This is a genomic window from Pseudarthrobacter sp. alpha12b, assembly GCF_054130495.1.
The window spans coordinates 2,393,720-2,417,050 of record NZ_CP196746.1 but is presented as its reverse complement, the minus strand read 5'-3'; the positions used below and the strand labels follow the sequence as shown (position 1 = coordinate 2,417,050).

21 protein-coding genes are annotated in these 23,331 nt (G+C 67.4%); 14 read left to right on the top strand and 7 right to left on the bottom strand.

Annotated elements, in window-relative coordinates:
• Positions 1-15: 15 nt before the first annotated feature.
• From ACTAQI_RS11115 to ACTAQI_RS11095, 5 genes are all read left to right on the top strand, one after another.
• A complete protein-coding gene (locus ACTAQI_RS11115; protein ID WP_457945879.1) occupies positions 16-789 on the top strand; it encodes a hypothetical protein in 774 nt (257 codons plus the stop codon).
• 116 nt (positions 790-905) lie between these two features.
• A complete protein-coding gene (locus tag ACTAQI_RS11110; RefSeq protein WP_457945877.1) occupies positions 906-2,072 on the top strand; it encodes an RtcB family protein in 1,167 nt (388 codons plus the stop codon).
• 130 nt (positions 2,073-2,202) lie between these two features.
• On the top strand, positions 2,203-3,330 hold the full coding sequence (locus tag ACTAQI_RS11105; protein WP_457951038.1) for an ABC transporter substrate-binding protein: 1,128 nt from the start codon (positions 2,203-2,205) through the stop codon (positions 3,328-3,330).
• Between the two features lie 27 nt (positions 3,331-3,357).
• Positions 3,358-4,083 carry an ABC transporter ATP-binding protein gene (locus tag ACTAQI_RS11100; RefSeq protein WP_457945876.1) on the top strand — a complete coding sequence of 242 codons (726 nt, stop codon included), beginning with the start codon at positions 3,358-3,360 and terminating at the stop codon, positions 4,081-4,083.
• Positions 4,073-5,119, top strand: coding sequence for an ABC transporter permease (locus tag ACTAQI_RS11095; RefSeq protein WP_457945875.1), 1,047 nt, complete (start codon positions 4,073-4,075; stop codon positions 5,117-5,119). The genes ACTAQI_RS11100 and ACTAQI_RS11095 overlap by 11 nt, the downstream gene beginning before the upstream one ends.
• Positions 5,120-5,338: 219 nt before the next feature.
• On the opposite strand, the gene ACTAQI_RS11090 is transcribed toward ACTAQI_RS11095, so the two are convergent.
• The gene (locus ACTAQI_RS11090) at positions 5,339-5,836 is read right to left on the bottom strand and encodes a cupin domain-containing protein (protein ID WP_457945874.1); all 498 of its coding nucleotides are present in this window, start codon (positions 5,834-5,836) and stop codon (positions 5,339-5,341) included.
• Positions 5,837-5,901: 65 nt separating this feature from the next.
• On the opposite strand from ACTAQI_RS11090, the gene ACTAQI_RS11085 reads away from it, so the two are divergent.
• From ACTAQI_RS11085 to ACTAQI_RS11075, 3 genes are all read left to right on the top strand, one after another.
• Complete coding sequence (locus tag ACTAQI_RS11085; protein WP_457945873.1) at positions 5,902-6,519, top strand: TetR/AcrR family transcriptional regulator; 618 nt, start codon at positions 5,902-5,904, stop codon at positions 6,517-6,519.
• Positions 6,520-6,613: 94 nt separating this feature from the next.
• Positions 6,614-7,876 carry a uroporphyrinogen-III C-methyltransferase gene (gene cobA / locus ACTAQI_RS11080; protein ID WP_457945872.1) on the top strand — a complete coding sequence of 421 codons (1,263 nt, stop codon included), beginning with the start codon at positions 6,614-6,616 and terminating at the stop codon, positions 7,874-7,876.
• An 87-nt stretch (positions 7,877-7,963) separates the two neighbouring features.
• A complete protein-coding gene (locus ACTAQI_RS11075; RefSeq protein WP_457945871.1) occupies positions 7,964-9,430 on the top strand; it encodes an FAD-dependent oxidoreductase in 1,467 nt (488 codons plus the stop codon).
• A 75-nt stretch (positions 9,431-9,505) separates the two neighbouring features.
• On the opposite strand, the gene ACTAQI_RS11070 is transcribed toward ACTAQI_RS11075, so the two are convergent.
• Genes ACTAQI_RS11070 through ACTAQI_RS11060 form a run of 3 tightly spaced genes read right to left on the bottom strand, consistent with a single transcriptional unit; the run spans position 9,506 to position 11,852 of the window.
• Positions 9,506-10,702 (bottom strand): SRPBCC family protein, encoded by a 1,197-nt coding sequence (locus tag ACTAQI_RS11070; protein WP_457945869.1) that lies wholly within the window; start codon positions 10,700-10,702, stop codon positions 9,506-9,508.
• 28 nt (positions 10,703-10,730) lie between these two features.
• On the bottom strand, positions 10,731-11,558 hold the full coding sequence (locus ACTAQI_RS11065; protein WP_457945868.1) for a DUF1206 domain-containing protein: 828 nt from the start codon (positions 11,556-11,558) through the stop codon (positions 10,731-10,733).
• Positions 11,559-11,561: 3 nt separating this feature from the next.
• A complete protein-coding gene (locus ACTAQI_RS11060) occupies positions 11,562-11,852 on the bottom strand; it encodes a hypothetical protein (protein ID WP_457945866.1) in 291 nt (96 codons plus the stop codon).
• 159 nt (positions 11,853-12,011) lie between these two features.
• Here ACTAQI_RS11060 and ACTAQI_RS11055 point away from each other — a divergent pair, with 159 nt between their 5' ends.
• A complete protein-coding gene (locus ACTAQI_RS11055) occupies positions 12,012-12,551 on the top strand; it encodes a hypothetical protein (RefSeq protein WP_457945865.1) in 540 nt (179 codons plus the stop codon).
• 219 nt (positions 12,552-12,770) lie between these two features.
• Here the strand turns inward: ACTAQI_RS11055 and ACTAQI_RS11050 are convergent, their stop codons facing one another.
• Both ACTAQI_RS11050 and ACTAQI_RS11045 read right to left on the bottom strand, forming a co-directional pair.
• Positions 12,771-13,451, bottom strand: coding sequence for a FadR/GntR family transcriptional regulator (locus ACTAQI_RS11050; protein ID WP_457945863.1), 681 nt, complete (start codon positions 13,449-13,451; stop codon positions 12,771-12,773).
• Between the two features lie 4 nt (positions 13,452-13,455).
• Positions 13,456-14,730, bottom strand: coding sequence for an MFS transporter (locus ACTAQI_RS11045; protein WP_457945862.1), 1,275 nt, complete (start codon positions 14,728-14,730; stop codon positions 13,456-13,458).
• A 137-nt stretch (positions 14,731-14,867) separates the two neighbouring features.
• Between ACTAQI_RS11045 and ACTAQI_RS11040 the strand changes: the two genes are divergently transcribed.
• Complete coding sequence (locus ACTAQI_RS11040) at positions 14,868-16,472, top strand: CYTH and CHAD domain-containing protein (protein WP_457945860.1); 1,605 nt, start codon at positions 14,868-14,870, stop codon at positions 16,470-16,472.
• A gap of 22 nt (positions 16,473-16,494) precedes the next feature.
• On the opposite strand, the gene ACTAQI_RS11035 is transcribed toward ACTAQI_RS11040, so the two are convergent.
• On the bottom strand, positions 16,495-17,931 hold the full coding sequence (locus tag ACTAQI_RS11035) for a PucR family transcriptional regulator (RefSeq protein ID WP_457945858.1): 1,437 nt from the start codon (positions 17,929-17,931) through the stop codon (positions 16,495-16,497).
• A gap of 168 nt (positions 17,932-18,099) precedes the next feature.
• Here ACTAQI_RS11035 and ACTAQI_RS11030 point away from each other — a divergent pair, with 168 nt between their 5' ends.
• From ACTAQI_RS11030 to ACTAQI_RS11015, 4 genes are all read left to right on the top strand, one after another.
• Positions 18,100-19,530, top strand: coding sequence for an aminobutyraldehyde dehydrogenase (locus ACTAQI_RS11030; protein ID WP_457945856.1), 1,431 nt, complete (start codon positions 18,100-18,102; stop codon positions 19,528-19,530).
• 38 nt (positions 19,531-19,568) lie between these two features.
• Entirely contained in the window at positions 19,569-20,939 is a 1,371-nt protein-coding gene (gabT, locus tag ACTAQI_RS11025; protein ID WP_457945854.1) for a 4-aminobutyrate--2-oxoglutarate transaminase, read from the top strand.
• A 610-nt stretch (positions 20,940-21,549) separates the two neighbouring features.
• Positions 21,550-21,975 (top strand): hypothetical protein, encoded by a 426-nt coding sequence (locus ACTAQI_RS11020; RefSeq protein WP_457945852.1) that lies wholly within the window; start codon positions 21,550-21,552, stop codon positions 21,973-21,975.
• Between the two features lie 3 nt (positions 21,976-21,978).
• Positions 21,979-23,319: a glycosyltransferase family 2 protein gene (locus ACTAQI_RS11015; protein WP_457945850.1), complete on the top strand. Its 1,341-nt coding sequence runs from the start codon at positions 21,979-21,981 to the stop codon at positions 23,317-23,319.
• The last annotated feature ends 12 nt before the right edge of the window (positions 23,320-23,331 follow it).

Here is a 23,331-nt window from a genome sequence, read left to right as displayed (position 1 = left end):
TCGTTGGGGGGCACGATGCCAATGTTTCATCGGTGGTACGCCAGGGCGGCCGTGCGGCTGGCACGTGATGACCGGGAGTGGGGGATCCTCCCGCGCCGGGCAATGATGGTCGCGCTGCTGCCGTTCGGCATCGCAGCCGCAGCCGCGGCCACGGTTCTTCACCCACCGCTCTTCATCTGGCTCCTCGACGAGGACTCGCTGGTTGAGTGGCTCCAGTTCCTGTCCCTCCTGGGTGCAGCAATCCTGCTGCCTATCCTGGCCCTGCGCCTGTATAAGGGTGGCCGCCGAGGCTTGGCTGTGCTGTATGGACTGGTGGCTGCCGGGGTCTGGTTCCTCGCAGGGGAGGAGATCTCCTGGGGTCAGCGCATCTTTGGCTGGCAGACGCCGGAGGCCATGGAAGCGGTCAACCGCCAAGGGGAGACCACCGTGCACAACATTGGCGGCGTGCAGGAACTGGTCCCTGCCGGGATGCTCCTGGCAAGCCTCTACGGCGCGTGTGCCCCGCTCGCTTGGGCAGCGGTCCGCACGCGCTGGAAGAACATTGGGCCCGCGCACCTGCTGGTGCCGCCGCTTTGCCTGGTGCCGGCCTTCGGGCTGTCCGCGGCGTACCGTCTCTTCCGGCTGCTGGTGTGGCCGACGCCGGACTATGGCATCTCAGAATACGGCGAAGTGATGGAATTTTCCCTGTACCTGGGGCTCGCCCTGTTCTGCTGGTTCAACCTGCGCCGCCTGCTGCTGACCAGGGCCGCCGCCCGCGCACCACGCCACCGGCTCACCGCCAACGCATAAACCCGCCACCCAGCGGAACCGCGGCTCGTTCGCGAGACCTGGCATTCAAAGCCCGGTTTTGCGAACAAGCCGCGGTTGTGCTGTTTCCGAACCGTTTCCCGGGGCAGGCTTTAAACATGGAAACCATCAGCCCGAAGCTCCTGAACTGGGCGTCCATTCTGGACGACAAGACCCGCGAACAGGCGGTCATGACGGCGGGGCTGCCGTTCATCTATCCGCACCTGGCGCTGATGCCGGACGCGCATCTGGGCAAGGGCGCCACCGTGGGTTCTGTCATCCCCACGCTCCGCACCATCATTCCGGCCGCGGTGGGAGTGGACATCGGCTGCGGCATGATCGCGGTCCGCACCCAGTACTCCGTAAAAGACCTGCCAAAGGACCGTAAGAGCCTCCGTGAGGACATCGAACGGGTCATCCCGTTGTCCGCCGGGAACAACAACAAGAAGGTACTCGCCACCGCCGAACCCCGGATCGCCGAGCTGAAGCAGCGGGCGGCGAAGGCCGGGTTCAACCCGGCCCAGTACGTGGCCAAGTGGGAGCTCCAGCTGGGGTCCCTGGGCTCCGGCAACCACTTCATCGAGGTTTCGGCGGATGAGGACGACGGCGTATGGCTCTTCCTGCATTCGGGCTCACGGGGCATCGGCAACAGGATCGCCCAGCACCACATCGGGGTGGCCCGGCACGTCAGCCGGAAGAACCAGGTCTACCTGCCGGACCCGGACCTCGCGTACCTTGACGAGGGCACGGCACAGTTCGACCGGTACATCGCCGAGTTGCGCTGGGCCCAGCACTTCGCGCTGCTGAACCGGGAGGAAATGATGGACCGGGTAAGCGCCCAGTTCAGCCGCTGGGTGGGAGGGCCGGTCCACGAACGCGAACGGATCAACTGCCACCACAACTTCACCGAACAGGAGACCCACTACGGCAAGCCGGTGTGGGTGTCCCGCAAGGGGGCCATCAAAGCCGGCCACGGCGATCCCGGACTGATCCCCGGATCCATGGGAACGGCGTCGTACGTGGTGGAAGGCCGGGGCAACCCGGCGTCCCTGAACTCCTCACCGCACGGGGCGGGCCGTGAATACTCGCGCAACGCCGCCCGGAAGACGTTCACGCTGGAGGAGCTGAAGCGGGCCATGCGCGGGATCGAGTTCCGGGCCTCAGAGGCCTTCATCGACGAAATCCCGGCCGCGTACAAGCCGATCGACCAGGTCATGCAGGACGCCGCTGACTTGGTGACGGTACGGCACAAGCTACGGCAGTTGGTCAACGTCAAAGGCAACTGAATCTGCAAAGCCGGGCAGCATTGCGGCCAAATGTGACGCTGGATGAACGTGCGTGACCCCCCGTTTCCGCTTCATTGAACGGGTCTGGGCCACTCCCTATGGTGAAACAATGACTAGTTCCAAGCCCGGGATGACCCGCATCGTGGCAGGCGAAAGCGCAGCCCCTGCGCGCAAGCGCGCCGTCGAAGCTGCCTTGGCCATCGGGTTGGTGCTGCTGATCGCCGTCGGGGCCATTGTGGCCTCCAACATCTCCCGCAACGTTGAGGCCCAGGCCGCCGAGCCCACCCCGGCTGCAGAACTGAAACTCGGCTACTTCGGCAACGTCACCCACGCCCCGGCCCTGGTGGGCGTCACAAAAGGGTTCCTGGCCGAAGCCCTTGGCGGCACCAGGCTCAGCACCGAGACCTTCAATGCCGGACCGGCCGCGATCGAAGCCCTGAACGCCGGCGCCATCGACGCCGCGTACATCGGGCCCAACCCCGCCATCAACTCGTTCGCCAAGAGCCAGGGCCAGTCCGTCCGCGTGATTGCGGGGGCTGCGGCGGGCGGCGCTCAGCTGGTGGTTAAGCCCGGCATCAACTCCGCCGCGGACCTCAAAGGCAAGACCCTGGCAACGCCGCAGCTTGGCGGCACGCAGGACGTGGCCCTCCGCTCCTGGCTCGCCAAACAGGGTTACAAGACCAACGTGGACGGCAGCGGCGACGTCGCCATCAACCCCACGGAGAACGCCCAGACCCTGAAGCTGTTCCAGGACGGAAAGCTCGACGGCGCGTGGTTGCCTGAGCCGTGGGCGTCACGGCTGGTACTGACCGCCGGGGCGAAGGTGCTGGTGGATGAAAAGGACCTGTGGGACGGGGCCGGCACCGGCAAACCGGGGGAGTTCCCCACCACCGTGCTGATCGTGAGCCAGAAGTTCGCCGCAGCCCACCCGGACACCGTCAAGGCGCTGCTGGCCGGGCATGCAAGGTCCGTCGCATGGCTCAACTCGGCACCGGCCGACCAGAAAGCCGCGCTGATCAATGCAGCCCTGCAGGAATCAGCCGGGGCAGCACTGCCCGGCGACGTCCTTACCCGGTCGCTGGCGAACATCACCTTCACGCTGGACCCGCTGGCCGGCAGCTACCCCAAGCTGCTGCAGGACGGCGTGGATGCGGGCACCACCAGGAAAGCCGACATCAACGGCCTCTTCGACCTCAGCGCGCTCAACGAGGTCACCGGCGCGGACAAAATTTCGGCAGCCGGCCTCGGCCAGGACTGACCCCCACCACTACCTAAGGACGCCACCATGCCAGTCGTACTGGAACACCTGGGCAAGCGCTTCGGCGACGGCGCCCCGGTACTGGACGACGTCAACGCCAACATCAAGCAGGGCGAGTTCGTTGCCCTCCTTGGTGCCTCGGGCTGCGGCAAATCCACCCTCCTGAACATCATCGCGGGACTTGAAGCGCCGACGTCGGGCGCCCTGGAAGTGCCCAGCGACGGCGCCGCCTTCATGTTCCAGGACGCCGCCCTGTTCCCGTGGCTGACCGCCCGGGAGAACATCGAACTCGCGTTGAAGCTGCGCGGCGTGGGCAAGGCCGAACGCCGCATCAAGGCCCAGGAACTGCTCGAACTGGTCCACCTGGGTTCGGCGGGGGACAAACGCCCCCACGAGCTCTCCGGCGGCATGCGGCAGCGCGTCTCGCTCGCCCGTTCCCTGGCCCAGGACCGGCAGCTGCTGCTCATGGACGAGCCGTTCGCCGCGCTGGATGCCATCACCCGCGACCTGCTGCACGATGAGCTGGAACGCATCTGGAAGGAAACCGGGCGCACCATCGTCTTCGTGACCCACAACGTCCGCGAGGCCGTCCGGCTGGGCCAGCGCGTCCTGCTGCTGTCCTCCCGCCCCGGCCGCGTGGTCCAGGAATGGGCCGTCACCGAGGACCACCGAACCGACGCCGGCCTGGCCGGACAGCTGACCGGGGTCATCACCGCCCGGCTGCGTGAGGAGATTCGCCGCCATGCCAAGTAAGTCGTTGTCCGCGTCCGCGCCGGATGCCGCCCCCGCCCCTTCGCCGGACGGCTTTCGTCCTTCGGACGAAGCGTCCGGCTCCGGAAGGCCCGATGCCACTCCCTGGGCGGTATCCGGCGCTGCGTCCGAACCCGAAACCCGTGAACCCGTGCATGCCGCTTTGACCCGCACGTCCACCGGCAAGGAGGACCTGCGGGAGCTTGAATCCGGGCTGGACTCGCTGCAGTCCGACGCCGACCGGAAGTACCGGATCGACTGGAGTCGCATCCTCCTCCCGGTTGCTGCGCTGGTGGTGCTGGTGCTCGTCTGGCAGTTCTATGTGTCACTCGGCGTGAAGCGGCGCGACCTGGTTCCCGGGCCGCTGGACGTGGTGGCCCAGATGGGCGTCCTGTGGAGCGAAGGCAAGTTCCAGGAATCGGTGTGGACCTCACTGCAGCGCGGGGTGGTGGGCTTCCTGATATCGGTGGCCATTGCCACCCCGGTGGGCCTGCTGCTGGCCCAGGTGGCGCCGCTGAGACGCGCGTTTGGGCCGCTGATCTCCGGCCTCCAGGTGCTGCCGTCCGTGGCATGGGTTCCGGCTGCCATCATCTGGTTCGGCCTCACCGACGCCACCGTGTATTTCGTGGTGTTCATGGGCGCCATCCCGTCCATCATCAACGGACTCATTTCCGGCGTGGACCAAATCCCGCCTCAGTACCGCCGGGTGGGTACCGTGCTTGGCGCATCGCGGCTCCAGATGGCGCTGCAGGTGATTCTTCCGGCCGCACTGCCGGGCTACCTCAGTGGCCTCAAGCAGGGGTGGGCCTTCTCCTGGCGCTCACTCATGGCGGCGGAAATCATCGCCGTGGGCGGCACCATCGGCTTCGGCCTGGGATCCCTGCTGGACCAGGGCCGGGACCTGTCCGACATGACCATCGTCATGGGCGCCATCCTGCTGATCCTCGGCGTCGGCATCCTGATCGAGCTGCTGGTTTTCGGCCCCATCGAGAAGCGCCTCCTGCGCCGCCGCGGGCTCCTGGCCGGCAGCACCCGCTGACCCAGCCCCCTTCCCAACCCACAGCAAAGAGCCCGACGGCGAGTCCCGCCGTCGGGCTCTCTGCTTTCCTGCGTCCTGCCCTGACGGAACCGGGGCACTTTGACACGGACACGCCGTCCAACCTGCCCGCGGAACGCCGTCCGGGGACCAAAGTGCCCCACGACCGCGGGCAGCTTCCTCGCGGGCAGAGCGGATCGCCAGATCAACTAACTTCCACGGCTATGCGAACGGCGGCGGCCCAATGATCTCGATCCCGCCGTGGGCCTCGCCGGATGCCCTAATCCGGCTGAAGTCCACCAGCCCTGAACCGTTCGCGGCATCCGCCCCGGACAGTGGTTCGCTGGCGCCGTCGTAGAAGGACTGGGCGCTGCCGGGCGTTTGCAGGCACAGTATCCGGGTGCCCTCCTGCAACACCTTGAAGGCGTGGGGGAGCCCCCGCGGCGCCATGGCGAGGCCACCGGCGGCGATCCGGTGCTCTGTCCCGTCCAGGTTCACCAGGATCTCGCCGGCCAGAACGTAGAGGGTTTCGTCCGAGTCGGGGTGGGTGTGGAGCGGGGTGACCTTGTTGAGGGCCATCTCGTCCTCAAACAGCAGGAACGCGCCGGCCGTCTCCTCCTGCCTGGCCTTCCAGGTGTGCACTCCGCCGCCGTAGAACCAGCGTCGTGGCCCTTCGCCGGGTTGGCGGACCAGGGATGATGACGCATTTTTCGTTTCCATGCTGCTCGCCTCGATGCCTTGGGAAACTATATGGGACGAGAGTCCCATAACAAGACTGATGTACCATGAAGAACGTGTCAAGACCCTATGCGGACAGCGGGCGCAGCAGCCAGAAGCGCCGCACCATGGATGCGCTTGTGGCGGCGGCCAGGACCCTTGTTGCCGCCGGCAGGACGCCCACGGTGGATGAGGCCGCGCAGGCAGCAGGAGTTGCCCGCAGTACTGCCTACCGCTATTTCCCGGGCCAGCGCGAACTGCTCGCCGCGGCGCACCCCGAGACTGCACGAACGTCGATGCTGCCGGATACTCCGCCCCAGGACGCGGCCGGCAGGCTCGACGCCGTAGTGGTGGAGTTCACCCGCATGATCCTGGAAACCGAAGCGCAGCAGCGGACCATGCTGCGCCTGTCGCTTGAGTCCGCAGACGGCCCCGACCGGAGCCTGCCCCTGCGCCAGGGGCGCGCCATCGGTTGGCTTACAGAAGCACTGATGCCACTGCGGGGGGAACTGACCGACGAGCAGATCCACAAACTGGTGCTGGCCATCCGCAGTGCCATTGGCATTGAAGCCTTGGTCTGGCTGACGGACGTGGGCGGCCTGGGCCGGGAGGAGGCCATCGAATCAATGCGGTGGACTGCCAACGCGCTGCTGGCCAAGGCGCAGGCGGATGGCCTGTGGCGCTGACCGCCCGGAAGCCTTTGTGACGCAGCGTTACCTTACGTGAACTGGTGTTGCTGAACCTTTGTGGGGCATTGTGACGCAGCCCTACCGTTGATTCATGGCAATTCAGGATATTTACCCCACAGCGCTGCGGCTGCTCGGCCGCCCCGTGCTGGTGGTGGGCGGGGGCCCCGTTGCAGCCCGCCGTGCCCGGGGGCTGCTTGACGCCGGTGCCGTGGTCACCGTCGTCGCACCGGTTGCCTCGCCCGCGCTCAAGGAGATGGCCGACGCCGGCCTCCTCACCTGGGAGGCGCGGCCTTACGTTTCCAGCGATGTCGACGGCGTCTGGTTCGTCCAGACGGCCACTGGCGCTCCGGAGGTGGACGCCCAGGTATCGGTCGACGCCGAGGCGCAGCGGGTTTGGTGCGTCAATGCCTCCAACCATGAAGCTTCTGCCGCCTGGACCCCCGCCGTCGCGGAGGTGGACGACGTCAAGATCGCCATCAACGCCGGGGGAGACCCGCGCCGTGCCATGGCCGTCCGGGACGCGGTGGCCACGGCCCTGGAAACCGGTGACCTTCCCCTGCGGCGCCGCCGTGCGCACCAGGGAAGCGTGGCCCTCGTGGGTGGCGGCCCCGGCGATACCGGCCTCATCACCGTCCGTGGCCGCCGGCTCCTGGGCCAGGCCGACGTCGTGGTCGCAGACCGTTTGGGCCCCCGCGAACTCCTGAACGAACTCGCCCCCGATGTCCGGATCATCGAGGTGGGCAAAACCCCCGGCCACCACCCCGTGCCGCAGTCGGAGATCAACCGCATCCTCGTCGAGGAAGCGCTGAAGGGCCACCGGGTGGTCCGGCTCAAGGGCGGCGACCCGTACGTGCTGGGCCGCGGCGGCGAGGAAGCCGAATACTGCCGCCAGCACGGCGTGGAGGTAGAGGTGGTCTCCGGCGTTACGTCCGCGATCTCCGTTCCCGCCGCAGCAGGCATCCCCGTCACCCACCGCGGCCTGGCCAAGGGCTTCAGCGTGGTCACCGGCCACGAGGAACTGTCCGAGGTCCCGGCCCGCGCCGACCACACAATCGTCCTGCTCATGGGAGTGGGCCAGCTGCGCGAATCCGCGTCCGCGCTGGGCGAAGCCGGGCTGCCGCAGGACACCCCTGTTGGTATCGTGGAAAACGGCTATTTGCCGGACCAGCGCGTCACGATTGGCACGCTCGGTTCCATCGCCGACCAGGCCCAGGCGGCCGGCGTCGCAAATCCTGCCGTGATTGTCATCGGTGACGTGGTGCGCGTGAGCCCGTTCGCGCCGTCGCACTTCAAAACCGCTGACTACAGCACCACCACCCCGAACAGCCCCCGCAAGACCGTCCTCACCACCTGAAACCCATCGAGTGCTCCGTAATTGTCGTTATGAGCGTTCAAAACGGCATCTACGGAGCAATCGATGCAGAAGAAAAGGAACACAGCCGTGTCATCCAGCACTACCGTAGGATCTGCTGCGCGTCCGCTGCGCGTCGCCGTCGTGGGCTCCGGCCCGGCCGGCGTCTACGCCGCGGACATCCTCACCAAGAGCGAAGCCGTCAAAAGCGGCGAGCTGACCGTCAGCATCGACCTCTTTGACCGCTACCCGGCACCCTACGGCCTGATCCGCTACGGCGTGGCCCCGGACCACCCCCGCATCAAGGGCATCGTGAACGCCCTGCACAAGGTGCTGGACCGCGGCGACATCCGCTTCTTCGGCAACGTGGACTACGGCACTGACCTCACCATCGAGGACCTCCGCAGGCACTACGACGCCGTCATCTTCGCCACCGGCGCCATCAAGGACGCGGACCTGAACATCCCCGGCATCGAGCTGGAAGGCTCGTTCGGCGGCGCGGATTTCGTCTCCTGGTACGACGGCCACCCCGATGTCCCGCGCGAATGGCCGCTCGAAGCCAAGGAAATCGCCGTCATCGGCAACGGCAACGTGGCCCTGGACGTGGCCCGCGTCCTGTCCAAGCACGCTGACGACCTCCTCACCACCGAAATCCCGGACAACGTCTACGCCGGCCTGAAGGCCTCGCCCGTCACCGACGTGCACGTCTTTGGCCGCCGCGGCCCCGCCCAGGTGAAGTTCACCCCGCTGGAGCTGCGCGAGCTGTCCCACTCCAGGGACGTGGACATCATCCTGTACCCGGAGGACTTCGAGTTCGACGAGGAATCGGACCGCCAGATCCAGACGAACAACCAGACCAAGACCATGGTGGGCACGCTCACCAACTGGATCGCCGAGCAGCCGGAGGACCTCTCCGAGCTCAAGGCCTCCCGCCGCCTGCACCTGCACTTCCTGCACAGCCCTGTGGAGATTTATGACGACGCCGAGACCCCGGGCAAGGTGGCCGGCATCAAGTTCGAGCGCACGGAGCTGGACGGCACCGGCAACGCCCGCGGCACCGGCGACTACGTGGACTACCCGGTCCAGGCCGTCTACCGCGCCATCGGCTACTTCGGCTCCGCCCTCCCGGACGTGGAGTTCGACCACAAGAAGGGCGTCGTCACCAACGACGGCGGCCGCGTCCTGGACGCCGACGGCCAGCACGTGCCGGGCATCTACGCCACCGGCTGGATCAAGCGCGGGCCGGTGGGTTTGATCGGCCACACCAAGGGCGACGCCCTGGAGACCGTGACCTACCTGCTGGAAGACCGCGACAACCTGCCGGTTGCCGAGGCACCCGCGGAGGGCGCCGTCGTCGAGCTCCTCGATGCCCGGGGCGTGAAGTTCACCAGCTGGGAAGGCTGGCTGGCCCTGGACGCGCACGAACTTGCGCTTGGCGCAGCAGCCACCGAGGCCGGCGGCTCGCACGGCGTGGAGGTCAAGCGTGAGCGCGTCAAGGTGGTGCCGCGCGAGGACATGGTTGCCATCTCCCGCGACGGCGTGGCCGCGCAGGTCTAGAACCTGAATCAAGCGGGAACCGCGGGCCCCATGGTCCCGCGGTTCCTGCCTTTAAAGTCCGGTGACCCGGCTGCGCTATTTGCCCGCGCCCCCGACGGCCATAAGCTCCAGGCGCCGCAGGGTTTCCCGGTTCCGGGCGGAGATCAGCGGGTCCCGCAGGACTTTCGGCATCAGTTTGCCGGGCCCGCGGATGGCGTCCTCGGCCATGGTCACGAGGCACTGGTTGCCGCGGTCCTCCAAGGTCATCTCCACCTTGGCCTCGCCCATGGGCCAGCCGCGCGCCACGAGTTCCAGTGAGCGGCCGGGCTCCACGGCGGTCACGCGGGTGCTGTCGTCGATCACCAGCGGCCAGGCGCCCACGGAGTGGTGGAGTTGAGCGCCCGCCTGCGGCCATTCGGCGTCCACATCCCTGATCCGGGACGCACCCACCACCCAGCCGGAGTACAGCCAGCCGTCGGCGATGACCCGCCAGACGTCGGCAGAGGAGGAGTTGAACAGCTGCGAGACGGTGGACATGGAGTTCCTTCCGGTTTCGATAGTGCTTTCCGTGCGTGCGGCGGCGGGTTCCGTTGGGCGTACGACGGCGGGAGGTGCGGGCTGCTGGGCGGCCCGGTAGGAGGGCTTCCGCAGGCGCCGGGTCCACCCGTAGGCCTGTGCCCCGGGCGGCTGGTTCTCAAGGGGATCGAAACGCAGGGGGATATCCGCGGGACTGGGGCCGGCGTGCAGCCGCAGTTCACCGCATTCCCGCCAGGGGCCGCCCGGCGTGGCCCAATACAGCCCCAGCACCCCATCTCCGGAAACCAGTGAACCCCGCGGCAGGCTCCGCGTTCGCAGCCCCAGCAGCACCGGACCCTGCTTGCCGCGGTAGGGCATGAGCGTGGTCATGGTGGCTCCTGCCACATCCAGCCGCGGCATCAGCAGGAACCGGCCCGGCAGTCCCCAGCCGGTGGAGGCAAGGAGGACGTCCGCCGGTCCGCCGCCACCCGCAGGCGAAATCCGGAGGGCCAGGCCCAGAATGTCCGGCAGCGCCGGGGGCAGCCCGACGGACCGCGAAAAGCGGGCCACAACCTGGTCAGTGCCGGGGGAGTCGAGCCAGTCGATGCCGCTGGGTCCTGCCGGGTTGCCGGTCCTGGTGAGCTCCCCGGCCAGGCCCAGCCCCTGCGGATGGATTGGCCGGTCCGGCCGGGCGAGTTTCAGGAGCCGGAAGAGGGCAGCGAAGGCCTGCCCGGCACTTCCGGTGACAGTGGGAACTACGCGCAGCTGCTGGGTCATACTTCCCTCCTACCCATAAACCCCGGGACTACATGCGGCCGAACCGCGCCCGGATGAGCGCAAAAATCCCGTAGGCAATGAAGCCCGCGCCAATTGCCACCAGCAGGGTGGGTCCGAACGGGTGGTCCTGGAGGGCTTTGAGGCTGCCGTCCAGCCCCGTGGATTCCTCGGGCCGGTGCTTGGCGGCGGCGATGATGAACAGCAGGCCGGTGAGGTCCAGGGCTATTCCCTTCGCCACGTGGCCGGTGACACCCAGGCTGTCGATAAGCCTGCCGCGCCGGGTGCCCTCGAAGTGGAACAGTTCCTCCTTGAACCCGCGCCGGAACCCTTTGACCATGAAGTAGATGCCGATGCCAAGGATGGTCAGGCCCAGCGCGACGAGGACCCATGGCCCCAGCGGGTTGGCCATCAGGCTCGCACTGAAGTCCCTGGTGCTGTCGCCCGAATCGCTGCGCTGGCCTACGGCGAAGCCCGCGAAGCTGAGGCCTACGCTGCCGTACGCGATGGCCAGGAATCCCGACGACACCAGCTTGGCCAGCCGTTCCTTGCGCGGGAGGCTCCGGGCGCGCAGCGTTGCTTCGCTGGCCTGCCACAAGGCAAGGCCAAAACACGCTGCCACGCAGGCCCACATGACAATCGGCCCCCACGTGTTGTCGGCCAATTGGGCAATGGCGCCGGTGGGCTCGGCGTCACCCGGATGGCCGAAAGCGATGGCAATGGCGATGGCCCCGACGATGATGTGGAGCAGCGCCATGACGGCAAACCCGGTGCGGGCCAGGACGTCCAGTGCCTTGTGGTTGGAGGCCTCCTCGACAGCGTCCGCTGCCTGGCTGAGGGTGGATTCGCCGTCGGACATGTCTCAGCCGTTCATGGGCCCTTCGGCCCGCAGCTTCTCGGCGCCGGGTCCCTCCACGTGCACGGTGCAGCGGACCACCAGCTGGCCGGGGGCATTGTCCAGCTCCACCAGGGAATCGTCAGCGCTGAGGACGGTGAACACCTCCGAGTCCGCTACAACGTCAACGCCCTTGGCCTTTGCCGTTTCCCGCGCATTCCTGAGCGCCTCGCGCTGCAGGCCGTCCACATAGCCGCCGTCACTTCCATGGGCGGGGTCCCCGAAGGCCCAGCCGAACAATGTCCCTGTGTTTCCCATGGCGACGATATTACGCGGTTGCCCCTCTTCGGGACGGGGTTTCGTAATATTAGTAAGTGTGCTTACCATAAGCGGACCATACCTCGAAGGAACACGGCAGGTGAAGTCCGCGGCACAGCGGCAACACGGAACCAGTCCACAACGTTAGGAATGCACATCATGGCAGGAAATCTCATTGCCCGTTCAGTTCACGACCTGACGGCAGCAGCATGGTTTGGTGGATCCCTGATGGGCGCCATCGGGCTCAACGGGGCAGCGGCCCAGGCCAAGGACCCCGCAGAGCGCACCCGGCTTTCCAGTGCCGGCTGGATGAAGTGGGCGCCGTTCCAGACCGCAGCCTTCGCCTCCCACCTCGCGGCGGACCTCGCCATTGCCTGGGAGAACAAGGGCCGCATCGCCAAGCAGGAGGGCGTGGCCCGCGACACCGTCATCAAGACGGCCGTGACCGTGGTGGGCGCCGCGGTGACCCTGTACTCGGGCATCCTGGGCAAGAAGGTGGAAAAGCTGGCCGGTGAGGGCGCCGAAGGTGCCACCGAGCCGCACGGCGCAGCCTCGGACGAGCTGAAGTCGGCCCAGCAGCAGCTCAAGGCACTGCAGTGGGCCATCCCCGGCTTCGCAGCCCTGGTGATCATCCTCGGCGCCAAGCACGGCGAGATGCAGCGCCCCAAGAACGTCTTGGCGGGCCTGCGCCGCGACTAACGCGGCAGGTCAGCATAGAGCGGACGACGGCGGCCCGGCACCCAGGTGCTGGGCCGTCGCCGTGTCCAGGACACACCGTCCTCCGCGACGCGCACATCCATTTTCGCTGCGCATATTCGGGGGCGCAGCTGATATATCCCGCGCGTCAAGGAACGTGCGCGTCGATAACCGGGGAAGCCGCCAGGCCGCGGGCCAAGCCTCCGCCACCGCAGGGCCAAACTACTCCGCCAACCACTCCGCGCAGGAGTTCAGGTTCCGGTTCACGGTGGCCACCGCAGCATCCTGGTCCCGCCGTTCGATGGCGTCCAGCAGTGTCTCGTGCCCATCCCGGGGGAGCCCGTTGAAGCCGGGCCGGCCCTGCTGCGTGAGCAGGTCCTGGTGGAACGCCGTGCCAAAGCTGGCGTAGAGCTCGTGCAGCAGCGGGTTGCCGGATGCCCTCGCCACGCCCTCGTGGAAGCTCCAGTCGGCGTCCGCCCAGGCCTCGACGTCACCGTTGTTCCAGGCCTGGTCCCGGGCGGCGAGGAGGGCACGCAGGGAGGCGACGTCGTCGTCCGTTGCATTGCGGGCGGCCAGCCGCGCGGCCTGTGTGTCCAGGCCCAGCCGGACCTCCAGGATGTGCTGCTCGGTGTGGTCCTGGTACATCCGGCGCGCGGCGCCGGACATCTCGCTGGTGGCGCGCACGTAGGTGCCGTCCCCGCGGCGCACCTCAAGCATGCCGCCGTGGGCGAGGGCCTTGACCGCTTCGCGGAGGGTACCGCGGGAAACGCCGAGTCTGGCCATGAGCTCGGGCTCGGGCGGGATCCTCTGGTTCAGCGGCCACTCGCCGGAGTGGACCATTTGGCGCAGCTTGGCCGTGACTTCGGCGGCGAGCGGCGGGCGGACGGAAGGGCTCAGGTTCACGGGATTACTTCCTCTCCGCGGGCTTGCCCGGCATCGCCCGGCCGGTAATCAGGTGGGACACCACGATCTGGACCAGGGCCAGTGCCAGCAGCAGCGCCAACGGCAGGATCCAGCCGCCGGTGGCACTGTGCAGCAGGCCCATGCCGAACGGTCCCGCGGTGGCCAGCAGATAACCCGAGGACTGCGCCAGGGTGGACAGGGCAGTGGTTTCGGCGGTACTGGTGCCGCTGCGGCTGATCATCACCATCACCAGCGGGAAAATGCCCAGGCCAAAACCGATCAGGACAGCCGGGATGGCCGCCAGCGCAACAGGGAGGACCAGCAGCGCCGCGATCCCCACTGCCATGGTGATGCTCACCAGGTAGAACGCGGGACGCAGCATGCCCGGGCGGGCGCCGATGGCGATCAGAACCATCCCTGCGGGGACGGAGACCAGCTGCATAAGGCCGAACATCAGCCCGCTGTCCGAGGCGCTCAGGCCCATGGTGGTGAGCATGTACGGGAACCAGCTCAAGAGGGCGTAAGCCAGCAGTGCCTGCAGCGCGAAGATCGCGGTGAGGAGCTGGCCCTTGCGGGTCCGTAGCAGCGGCCAGGGGGATACGTGGCCGGCTGTGGTCCGGACCGTGTTGCGGTGGGCGTGCAGTGCCACGGGCAGGAAACCCAGGAAGGCGGCCACGGCTGCAATGCCCACGGCACCGAGCGCGGCGGAGGGGGAACCGAGCGCCTGTGCCAGCGGAACCACCGCGACGGAGGTCAGGGTGCCGCCGGTGGTCATGGTCACCGTGTAGACGGCGGTCATCAGCGACGTCCGGGAGGCGAAGTGTTCGCGGATGTAGGACGGCATGGCCACGTTGCAGACGGCCAGTCCGGACATGCCCACCACGCTGCCTGCTACCAGCATCCCGGTCGCAGGGATGCCGCGCAGCAGCAGTCCACCGGCCAGCAGTGCCAGTGACAGCAGGATGGCCTTCTCCACGCCGAGCCTGCCGCTGAGCCAGGACGTGGCGGCACCTGCCACGGCGAAACAGAGCGTGGGGATGGACGGGATGATCGCGGCCACCAGCACCCCGTAGCCCAGCACCGCCTGCAGGTCGTGCAGCAACGCGGACGCGCCGGTGATTCCGGCCCGCAGGTTCAGCCCGATCAGCACCAGCGCAACGACGCCAAATACGACGGCGGAACGCGGTCTTGCGGGGGCGATGCCCGCTGCCGGGGCGGCGGGCGCCGCCATGGGCGCCTGGGCGGTTGCGGGTGCTGGAGCAGGGGGAGTGGCGGGCATACCTTCCACAGTAAAGGTTAGACGTTTGATGTTTCCAGCTCTTGTGGCCAATCTCTCCGTGGTGCCTGGGCCTGGAATAGACTGCCAACGGACTGTCGAAGGGCCTGGTGCGGACCAGGCGGTGCGGAAGGACGGCTGTGGAGGCTTCCAGGGGACTCGAGATTGAGAAGAAGTACGACGTCGATGCCGGCGCCGTAGTGCCGGCACTGGAACAGGCCGCAGGGGTAACCCGGACAGGAAAGCCGCACACTGACCTGCTGGAGGCGGTGTACTTCGACACCCCGAAGCATGCCCTGGCCGCACGCCGCATCACGCTCCGCCGCCGCACCGGCGGGAAGGACGCCGGGTGGCACCTGAAGCTGCCGCCCCAGGCTGCCGCGGCAGCGGGGGATGGCCCGCAGCAGCGGACGGAACTGCACGCACCACTGGGCCGGCCCGACGTCGTCCCCGACGCCCTGCTCACCCACCTTTACGCCTATCTCAGGGGTGCCGTCCCGGCGCCGGTGGTGCGCCTGGACACGCGGCGCACCACTTACCCCCTGTACGGGGATGACGGCGTCCATCTCGCCGACCTTGCCGATGACCAGGTCGCCGCCGAACGGCTGGAGGACGGGGGCAAGGCCACAAGGCAGCAGTGGCGCGAATGGGAGCTGGAACTAATCCACGGGGAGCCGGACCTTTTCGGCCCCGTGGAGGATCTGCTCATGGCCGCGGGCGCCCGGCCCGCGGCCCACGCCTCCAAACTGGCCCGTGCCCTGGGCACGGACAAAAAATCCGGCAAGGCGGCCGGTCGGCACGCCTCCCATGGTGACGCTCCCACCGCTGCCGCGCCCCAAAGCACCCCAGCCCTCCTGGCCGGGAAGCGGGCCCCGGCAGCCGCCGTCGTCACCGTCTACGTGGCGGCCCAGATCGACCAGATCCTTGCCGGAGACGCCGCTGTCCGGGAGGAGGAACCCGAGGCCGTGCACAGCATGCGCTCAGCAACGCGCCGCATCCGCTCGGTCCTGGCCGCCTACGGAAAGCTCTACCGGGCATCACCGGTGCGCAAGCTGCGGAGCGAGCTGAAGTGGCTGGGCCAGATGCTCGGCGAGCCGCGCGACGCCGAGGTCCTGCGGGCACAGCTCCTCGACCAGCTGGGCAGCCTGCAGCCCGGGGAGGGCGTTGCCGGTGCCACGGCAACGGTGGAACAGCGCACTGGCGGGGATTACGACGCCGCGTACCGCCTCCTGCAGGAAGCCCTGGGATCGGACCGGTACTTCCGGCTCCTGGACAAGCTGGAGGATTTCCGTGACAACCCGCCCGTGCGCGCCGATTCGGTGGCACCGGGCCGGCGGGCGGCCGCGAAAGCAGTGGACAAGGCCGCCAAGCGGCTGCAGCGCTCACGCAAGGCTGCCAAACGGGCGCGGCGCGGCAGGGAACAGGAACTTGCCCTTCACCAGGTTCGCAAGGACGCCAAACGGCTGCGCCACGTGGCTGAATCAGCCACGCTGGTGCACGGCAAGCGCGCCGGGAAGGTGGCCAAGGCCGCCCGCCGGCAGCAAAAGGTCCTGGGCCAGTTCCAGGACGCCGTGGTGGCGCGCAACCTGCTGGCCGCCATCGCCGCGGATTACAGCGAGCCCGCCACGGCAGGGATCTATGCGGAGCTGCTCAACCAGCAGGAAGAACGGATGCTGGCAGCCCGGGCCGGGTACCGGAAGGCATGGAAGAAGTCGCGCGACCTGTTGGGCCACGGCGTCCTCTGAGGGTTTCTGCGCAAGAGGGGGCCTACTTGCCCTGCCGTGCCGACAACCGGGCCACGGCCAGGGCCAGCCACAGCTGCACCCGGTCTGCGGTGACGGCGGGGTCGTAGCCGGTGAGTTCGGTGATCTGGGCCAGCCGGTACCGCACGGTGTTGCGGTGCAGCGTGAGTTCCTCCGCAACGGCGGCCACGGAGCCGTTGTTGTTCAGGTAGCTCTCCAGCGTGGCCATCAGTTCGGAGCCGTGGGCGGCATCGAAGGACCGCAGCGGGTTCAGTGACTCGTGCGCCATGTCCGCCAGCGGCACATCCTCGCTGGCCAGCAGCAATGACGTCAGGCTGAGCCGTTCGGGTTCGTTGACCGGCAGGCCGTGGCTGGCGGCGTCGCGGGCCTCGAAGTAGCTCCAGCGGAGGCCGTTCGGCTTGGTGTAGGCCCCGCCGATGCCGATCGTGGCATGGATCCCGGCCTCGGCGAGGTGGTCGCTGAGCTTCCGTGCCAGCGCCGGCGCCGTCCCGCCGTCGTCATTGACTACCAGCACCAGGTCCTTGCCCACGACGGCGGCAACCGCCTTCTCCAGGTCCTGCGGCACGGAGGTGCTCCCCAGGGCTTTACCGTGGGCTGCCGAGACGGCCAGCAGCACTACGTTCTTGCGGGTGCTGTTCACGCCCACGCCGGCCAGGCGGCGCTGCGCCTCGCTGGTCTCCAGCGCCCCGTGGATCACGTCCTCCAGCACCTGGCCGCACAGGGCGCGCTGGGCCTGCCGCTGCTTGACCATGTTGTTCAGCTCCACGCTGATCAGGTTCTGCGCGTAGCCGATGATGCCCGTGTCCTCGAACGGCTGGCGCACCCACAAGGTGCAGGCGTCCCGGCGCCCCGTCGGGACGGGGTAGCTGGACCAGGCGTCCGCCGAGGGGCTGGCGCTGCTGCTGTTGTACAGCTGTGCCGTGAACTGGGTCAGTGCCACGTCCGTGCGCAGCATGCCGCCCAGGTTCTTCAACAGCTCTGCCAGGCCGCCGCCGGTCAGCAGCGCCCTGGCCAGCACCTGGTGCCCGGCGATCAACCGTTCCAGCTTGGCGTAGTGGTCCGCCGACTGGGCATCCGCCACCAGCTTGGTGATGGCGATGAACGGGGTCTCGTATGGCACCTCCACCACCGGCAGGCCCCACCGGTTTGCCTCGGCCAGGAGGGCCGGCGGCACCGTCTCATGCGACAACCCCACACCGAATCCAATGCCCACCGCGCCCGCACGCTGCGCCTGCCGGACGAACCGGCGCTGCTCAGGGGCTGAACGCAGCCGCAGGCCGGTGGTAAGCACCAGCTCCCCGCCATTGAGGAACCGCTGCGGATCCTCCAGTTCCGTGACGGCGACCCAGTTGATGTCCTGGTTCCAGGTAGTTTCCGCCACGCCCGCCTTGGCCAGCTTCAGGGAGGACACGCCCACCAGGGCAGCAAGGGAAATGGCCATGAAGCAAGGATAAACGTGAGCTGGGCAACCGCACTAAACCTCTTTGGCAAGGGTGTGCAGGTGGCTATTCACCCCGGTGGGGCGCTGGCATAGGCTCGAGGCAGTTCCATCCATCCGTCCCGGGTTCCGTCCGGCTGCCGATGGCCCTTACGAAAGAGGTTGCACACCGTGGTCCAAACCTTGCAGAACTTCATCAACGGGAAGTTTGTCACCCCTGCCGGCGCCACACTGCTGGACGTTGTCAACCCAACCAACGGAGAAGTGGTGGCCCAGGCCCCCGTCTCGGTGCAGGCCGATGTGGACGCCGCAATGGCCGCCGCGAAGGACGCATTCCGGACCTGGAAGCACGTCACCCCGGGCCAGCGCCAGCTGATGCTGCTCAAGCTCGCCGATGCCATCGAGGCCAACAGCGACGAACTCGTCGAGGCACAGCACCGCAACACCGGCCAGGTCCGTTCCCTGATCGCCTCCGAGGAAGTGGCTGCCGGCGCGGACCAGCTGCGCTTTTTCGCCGGCGCCGCCCGCATTATGGAGGGCAAGTCCGCCGGTGAGTATTTCGAGGGCCACACCTCCTACGTCCGCCGCGAACCCATCGGCGTGGTGGCCCAGGTGGCACCTTGGAACTACCCGTTCCTGATGGCCATCTGGAAGATCGGGCCCGCGCTCGCAGCCGGCAACACCGTGGTCCTCAAGCCCTCCGACACCACCCCCGAATCCACCCTGGTCCTGGCCCGCCTGGCAGGCGACATCCTGCCCGCGGGCGTCCTCAACGTGGTGCTGGGCACCGGCGAAACCGGCGCCCTGATGGTGGAGCACAAGGTTCCCGGCCTGGTGTCCATCACCGGTTCCGTCCGCGCCGGCATCGCTGTTGCCTCCGGCGCAGCCAAGGGCCTCAAGCGCGCCCACCTGGAGCTCGGCGGCAAGGCACCCGCCATCGTGTTCAAGGATGCCGACATCAAGAAGAGCGCCGCGGCAATCGCCGAGTTCGCCTTCTTCAACGCCGGCCAGGACTGCACTGCCATTGCCCGCGTGCTGGTCGAGGACGCTGCCTACGACGACCTCCTTGCGGCCCTGGTGGAACACACCAGGACCCTGCACACCGGTTCGCAGAACGATGAAGACAACTACTTCGGCCCCCTGAACAACGTCAACCACTTCAACACGGTCAAGTCCCTGGTGGAGTCCCTGCCGGCGAACTGCCGGATCGAAACCGGCGGCCACCAAGCCGGAGACAAAGGCTTCTTCTTCGAACCAACAATTGTCACCGGCGCCCGGCAGAGCGACGACATCGTGCAGAAGGAAGCCTTCGGCCCCGTCATCACCGTCCAGAAGTTCAGCACTGAAGAAGAAGCCGTGGAACTGGCGAACGACGTCGACTACGCCCTGGCCTCCAGCGTCTGGACGTCCAACCACGGCACCGCCATGCGTCTGAGCCGCGACCTGGACTTCGGTGCCGTCTGGATTAACACCCACATCCTGCTCACCGCCGAAATGCCGCACGGCGGCTTCAAGCAGTCCGGCTACGGCAAGGACCTCTCCATGTACGGCGTGGAGGACTACACGCGCATCAAGCACGTGATGTCGGCCCTCGACGCCTGATTTTCCCACCGGCGCCCTTTAGCAAAGAAAGAAACACCATGACCACCACCGCAGCAGACATCACCTACCGCCTGGAGCAGAAGCGCAACGTCCAGGCCGACTTCCCGGGCCCCAAGTCCCTGGCGCTGACCGAACGCCGCAAATCCGTGGTGGCTGCCGGGGTCGCCTCCAGCGTCCCGGTCTACGTAGCCGACGCCGACGGCGGGATCATCCACGACGTCGACGGCAACTCCTTTATCGACCTCGGCTCCGGCATCGCCGTGACCAGTGTGGGAGCGTCCGATCCCGCCGTCGTCGGTGCCGTCAAGGAAGCCGTGGAGCACTTCACCCACACATGCTTCATGGTCACCCCCTACGAGGGCTACGTGGCCGTCGCCGAACAGCTGAACCGCCTCACCCCTGGCGACCACGAAAAGCGCACCGTCCTCTTCAACTCAGGTGCGGAGGCCGTGGAAAACGCGATCAAGGTGGCCCGCCTGGCAACCGGCCGGGACGCCGTCGTCGCCTTTGACCACGCCTACCATGGCCGCACCAACCTGACCATGGCGCTGACCGCCAAAGCCATGCCGTACAAGACCAATTTTGGCCCGTTCGCGCCCGAGGTCTACCGGATGCCCATGAGCTACCCGTACCGCGAGGAAAACCCCGCGATCACGGGCGCCGAGGCAGCCAAGCGCGCCATCACCATGATCGAGAAGCAGATCGGCGGCGACCAGGTTGCCGCGATCATCATCGAGCCCATCCAGGGCGAGGGCGGCTTCATCGTCCCGGCTGAAGGCTTCCTGCCCGCGCTGGCTGCGTGGGCCAAGGAAAAGGGCATCGTCTTCATCGCTGACGAGGTCCAGTCCGGTTTCTGCCGCACCGGTGAATGGTTCGCCGTGAACCACGAAGGCGTCGTCCCGGACATCATGACCATGGCCAAGGGCATTGCCGGCGGCATGCCGCTGTCCGCCATCACCGGCCGCGCCGACCTGCTGGACGCCGTGCACCCCGGCGGCCTGGGCGGCACCTACGGCGGCAACCCGGTGGCTTGTGCAGCTGCGCTGGCCTCGATCGGATCCATGGAGGAGTACGACCTCAATGGCCGTGCCCGCCACATCGAATCCATCGCCACGGCCCGCCTGCGCGAACTGCAGGCCGAACTGGCCGGCGCCGGCACCGCCGTGATCGGCGACGTCCGCGGCCGCGGTGCCATGCTCGCCGTCGAACTTGTCCAGGCCGGCTCCAAGGAACCGAACCCGGAACTGACCAAGGCTGTAGCCGCCGCCTGCCTGAAGGAGGGCGTCATCGTCCTCACCTGCGGCACCTACGGCAACGTCATCCGCCTGCTGCCGCCGCTGGTCATCACCGATGAGCTGCTGGCCGACGGCCTGGAAGTCCTTGCCGCCGCCATCAAGGCCAACGCCTAAGAGCCGCAAAACCCGCTTGTTGAAAAGGGCAGCACCCCGCTGGGGTGCTGCCTTTTTTGTTGCCGCGGAAGCCTGCCTTAGGGGGTACCTAGGCCCCCGCCCCGCGCAGCTCAAACTACCTAATATTGCGCCCTTGCCGCCAGGCAACCAGCGGTCCCCCTACGTCCTTTCGGTAAGTAACCCCAAAGATTGTTATTGAGTACCCGTTACTGGTGTCCGGCCTCCGCAGGGATACGTAATTTAGACCTATAAACGGGTCAGGCAGCGCGCGACGCCCGGATGCCCGAAGGCGCCGCCTGCCACCCCACAATGCAGGAGCTGCGTTTGCGCTCCTATCGAGTCAGCCGCCGGGTAATGACGCTGCCCTCCCATGGTGCTGACGACAGGGACTTCCACCAACGCCTGGCGCGCGGGCACCCCAGGCGGTGACACCCCACAGCCCAATGAGGACATCTTGCCTAAGACAGGGGAACGCAATGACGCAGCCTTCGAGGGAAACCGGGGACAGGAACGGGCACAACAAGGGCTCCGCGCACCGGGCGGAACCGGGATACAGGCAATGGAGGTATGGCCGCACCGCTGATCTGCCACCAGTGGGGGAGGGGCTGTGGTGACGCATCTGCTAAGCCTCGCAGTTCCCGCAGCCTTGCCTGCAGAGGCCACCTTCGGCCGGGACGGCGCCATGTTCGAGAGCCTGCTTGGTTTCGTGGCCCAGATGAGCCTGGTGCTGTGGAGCCTGGTGACTGTCACCGTGGTCATCCGCTTCGTCGGTATCCGGTTCTACCGGCGGTCCGCGCGCCGGGCCTTGGCCCGGATTGCCGCAGCGGGCGCGTCCGTTCCAAACATCGTTGGGTCAACGATCGTTCCGCCCGGCGCCACCGGGTCCGCTGCAACCCACGCAGCCGCGGCGGTCGTGATACCGGCCATCGCGGTCGTGCCCGCCATCACGGCCGGGATCGACCTGCTACAGCCGGCCAACGTCCCGCTGCCCGACACCGTCTCGAATGTGTTTGCAGCCAACTCCGCGGACCGGTGAGCGATGGACATCACGCTCGTGGTCTTTTGGCTCTTCGCAGCGGTCAGCATCCTCTACGTCGTGCACTTCGGCCTCTACCTGGCCGGTGCCAACTTCTATGACATCTGGCAGCAGCGGCGGAAGGGAATCAGGGGCGTCCGGCTCCCTGCCGTGTACCAGCCGGAGTGTGCGGCGACGGCCACGTGGACCCGGCGCGCCCTCCCCGAGGTACCGGGGCTGGTCTCCATCGTCATTGCGGCCCACAACGAGGAAGCAGTGATCGTCCGGACGCTCGACTCCATCCGGCGCAGCACCTACCCTTCCTTCGAAGTCCTCGTGGCGGACGACGCATCCGGTGACCTCACGGGCCGGCTGGTCCGCGACTACCAGCTGCGCCATCCCGGGATGGACCTGCGACTCGTGCGGATGCACAGGAACGTAGGCAAGGGCGCGGCGCTCAATTCGGTGCTGCGACGGTTCGCGCACGGCCAGTTCGTGATGACGCTCGACGCCGACTCGATCATCCAGCCGGACACCATCTCGAACGCCCTGTCATACTTCGACGATCCCTACGTGGCCGGTGTCGCCGCGAACGTCCAGATTATGGAGGAGACCACGGCGCTGGGCATCCTCCAGCGGTTCGAGCACATGATCGGGTACCGCTCCAAGAAGCTCTACTCGCTGCTGAACTGCGAGTTCGTGGTGGGCGGAGTGGCCTCCACATACCGGATGCGCGTGCTGCAGAAGGTGGACTTCTATGACACGGACACCGTGACCGAGGACATCGGCCTGAGCGCAAAGATCACCCACCTGGGCAACCGGCGTTTCCGCATGGTCTACGGCGCGGACGTAGTGGCGAAAACCGAGGGCGTGCTCACGTTCCGCGCCCTGGCCAAGCAGCGCTACCGCTGGAAGTACGGAAGCATCCAGAACCTCATCAAATACCGCGGCATGATCCTGAACCCGAGCCGCCGGTACAGCCGCACATTGGCCTACTACCGGATGCCCATGGCCATGCTGAGCGAGTTCACGCTGCTCGTCTCGCCCCTGGCCTGGACGTACGCGGTCTATTGGTCCCTGGCCACGTACACGCCCGCCCTGATCATCGGTGCGTATGCAACCATCACCGCCTACACGCTCCTGACAATCCTGATGGATGAGAACCTGTCACCGCGTGAACGAACCAAGCTCTGCATGTACGCGCCCACCGCCTACTTCCTGTTCTACATCATGGACCTGGTGCAGCTGGCGGCGGCGGTCCGCTGCATCGCCCGCTCCCGTGGGCTGGTCCGGCGTCCCCAGATCAACATCTGGAAGTCCCCGCAGCGGGCCGGCAGCACGGCGGTGATAACCCGTGCCGCCTAGGCGCCGGAGGGT